Annotated in this window: 2 protein-coding genes; both read left to right on the top strand. The window is 62.5% G+C overall.

Going from position 1 to position 2739, the window contains the following annotated elements; translation table 11 throughout:
• Positions 1-2153, top strand: a 2153-nt coding sequence (locus ACRC1E_RS00510; RefSeq protein WP_438513151.1) for an efflux RND transporter permease subunit, incomplete at its 5' end; no start/stop codon positions are given.
• A gap of 170 nt (positions 2154-2323) precedes the next feature.
• Positions 2324-2739, top strand: a 416-nt coding sequence (locus tag ACRC1E_RS00505) for an ABC transporter substrate-binding protein (protein ID WP_438513150.1), incomplete at its 3' end; no start/stop codon positions are given.

Genomic DNA, 2739 nt, shown 5'->3' with positions numbered 1-2739 from the left:
AAGTGTTGCGCCGGCTGGATACGCAGATCCGTCCTACCCTGCCGCCGGGCCTGCAACTGGTCGTGACCTCGAATACCGCCAGCTTCATCAACGAGATGGTGGGCGCGCTCAAGGACCATCTGTTCGAGGGCACTTTGCTAGCCGGCCTGGTGGTATGGGGCTTTTTGCGCAACTGGCGCGCCACCGTGATTGTGTCGCTGGCGATTCCGGTGTCGCTACTGGGCGCGGTCGCACTGATGTATTTCATGGGGTACACCTTCAACACTATCACCCTCCTGGCCTTGCTGTTGCTGATCGGGGTAGTGGTCGACGACGCCATCGTGGTACTGGAGGCGGTGCACCGGCGCGAAGAGGCTGGCGAAGAGCCTGTTTCCGCCGCCATTCACGGCACCAGCGAGGTGGTGTTTGCCGTGGTGGCCGCCACCCTGAGTCTGGTGGCGATCTTCACACCGGTGGTGTTCCTGACCAGTACCGTCGGGCGTCTGTTTTCCAACTTTGCCGTAGTAGTGAGTTTCGGGGTGCTGGTGTCGCTACTGGTGTCGGTGACGCTGACGCCTATGCTGTGTTCGCGCTTTCTCAAGGCCGAGCCTTCACACGGGCCGATCTACCGCTTTTTCGAGCGCGGTTTTCTGGCGCTGGAAAATGTCTACCGCCGCATGCTGACCTGGTCGCTGGCGCATCGGGGCAAGGTGCTGTCGGCCTCCGTCTTGCTGGTGGTCGCCGGTCTGGCCATCGCCCTGCTGCTCAAGGGCGAGTTCTATCCCGAAGAGGACGAAGGCCGTTTTATGCTGTCGCTGAAAACGCCGATAGGCTCCAGCGTGGCCTACACCAATGTACGCACTGCCGAGGTCGAGAAGAAGCTGCTGACCCTGCCCGAAATCGACAATGTGCTGGCCATCGTCGGCGGCTTTGGCGGACGCAGCGGCAACGAGACCATGATGATGATCGGCCTCAAGCCGCAGGACGCGCGTATCAAGAGTCAGGGCGAGGTACTGGGCGAGGTTCGCAAGATGATGGGCAGTGTGCCCGGCGTGCGCGTATCGGCCTTTCCCTTCCCGCGTGTCGGCGAGAGCCGTGGCGGCAAGCTGCAGTTTGCCGTGGTCGGGCCCGATCTCTCCCAGATCCAGCGCATCAATGAACAGCTGGTGACCGAGCTGACCGCCATCCCCGGCATCGGCCGGCCCGATGTGGGTAGCGAAAGCCAACTGCCTATGCTGGCGGTCGATGTCCGGCGCGAGGCGGCCGCCAAGGCCGGCCTGTCCACCCAGCAGGTGCTGGAAGCGGTGAATTTGCTGACGGCCGGCAGCAATGCCGCCCAGTTCTCCGATGGCGATGGTGAACGCTACGATATCCGCGTCAAGGCGGCAACGGGCAGCCTGAATCGTGCCGAAGATCTGGAGTCGGTTTATCTGCGCAATAGCCGTGGGGATCTGGTGCCGCTCGCCAGCGTGGCGGCCATCAAGCCGACGCTGGGCCCGACCCAGATCGAACGCATGGCGCTGATGTACTCGGCCGGTCTGTCGGCCTCGCCCTCGATACCGCTGGCCGAGGCGATCGAGGTGGTGCGTACCACGGCCCAGCCGCTCATGCCGCCGGGCTACCGCATCGAGTTCAAGGGTGAGGCGCGTGAAATGGGGCGCTCCGGTGGCGAGCTGGTGATGGTGTTCGTGCTGGCCAGCCTGATGCTGTATCTGATTCTGGCCGCGCAGTTCAACAGTTTCGTGCAGCCGGCGCTGATCATGCTGGCCGAACCGCTGGCGCTGGTCGGCGGTCTGGCCGCCTTGTGGATCACCGGACAGACGCTGAATGTGTATTCGGTTATCGGCCTGGTGCTGCTGATCGGTCTGGTGGCGAAAAACGCCATTCTGCTGGTGGATGTGACCAACCAGTACCGCGCGCGCGGCATGGCGGTGGATGAAGCCTTGCAGACCAGCTGTCCGGTGCGTTTGCGACCGGTGCTGATGACCTCGCTGACTGTGGTGCTGGCAATGTTGCCGGCGGCGCTGGGCTTTGGTGCCGGTGCCGCCACCAACGGCCCGCTGGCCATCGCCGTGATCGGCGGCATGATCAGCTCGACCCTGCTGACCCTGCTGGTGATCCCGGCCGCCTATTCGTGGGTGGAAAGTGCGCGGCTAAGACCGATAAAGTCATAAAACCCTGAGCCTTGAGGCTGTGCTGCATCAATATTTCAAACGGGTACTTGAATGACATGTTTGGCCGTGCGCATAATTGCCGCCATGCCGAACTTGCCTAGGGCGTTCCGGTACCTGTTTGCTACCCCGTGCACCAGACCGGGGAGCGTGACCTCAAGGAGATGCAGAGTATGACTTTCAAACTATCGCGCAGTGCCATTTCCGCGTCCGTATTGCTGGCACTGACCAGCGGTGCAGCCCTGGCCGCCAAAGTGCCGGCCGGCACCCAACTGGCTGCCAAGCAGGAACTGATCCGCAATAACGGCTCCGAGACCGAAACACTGGACCCGGCCGTTGCCGAGTCGGTGGGCGCCAATAATCTGACGCGCGACCTGTTTGAAGGTCTGACCGCCACCGATAACGAAGGCCGTATCGTGCCGGGTGTGGCCGAGAGCTGGAAGCAGACCAGCCCGACCACCTGGGTGTTCAAATTGCGCAAGAATGCCAAGTGGAGCAATGGCGAGCCGGTCGTCGCGGCCGACTTTGTCTATGGCTGGCAGCGTTTTGTCGATCCCAAGACCGCATCGCCTTACGCCACCACTTATGG

Origin of the sequence: Craterilacuibacter sp., assembly GCF_051659485.1 — a bacterium.
Taxonomy (GTDB): Bacteria; Pseudomonadota; Gammaproteobacteria; order Burkholderiales; family Chromobacteriaceae; genus Craterilacuibacter.
This window is presented reverse-complemented; position numbering and strand designations above follow the sequence as displayed.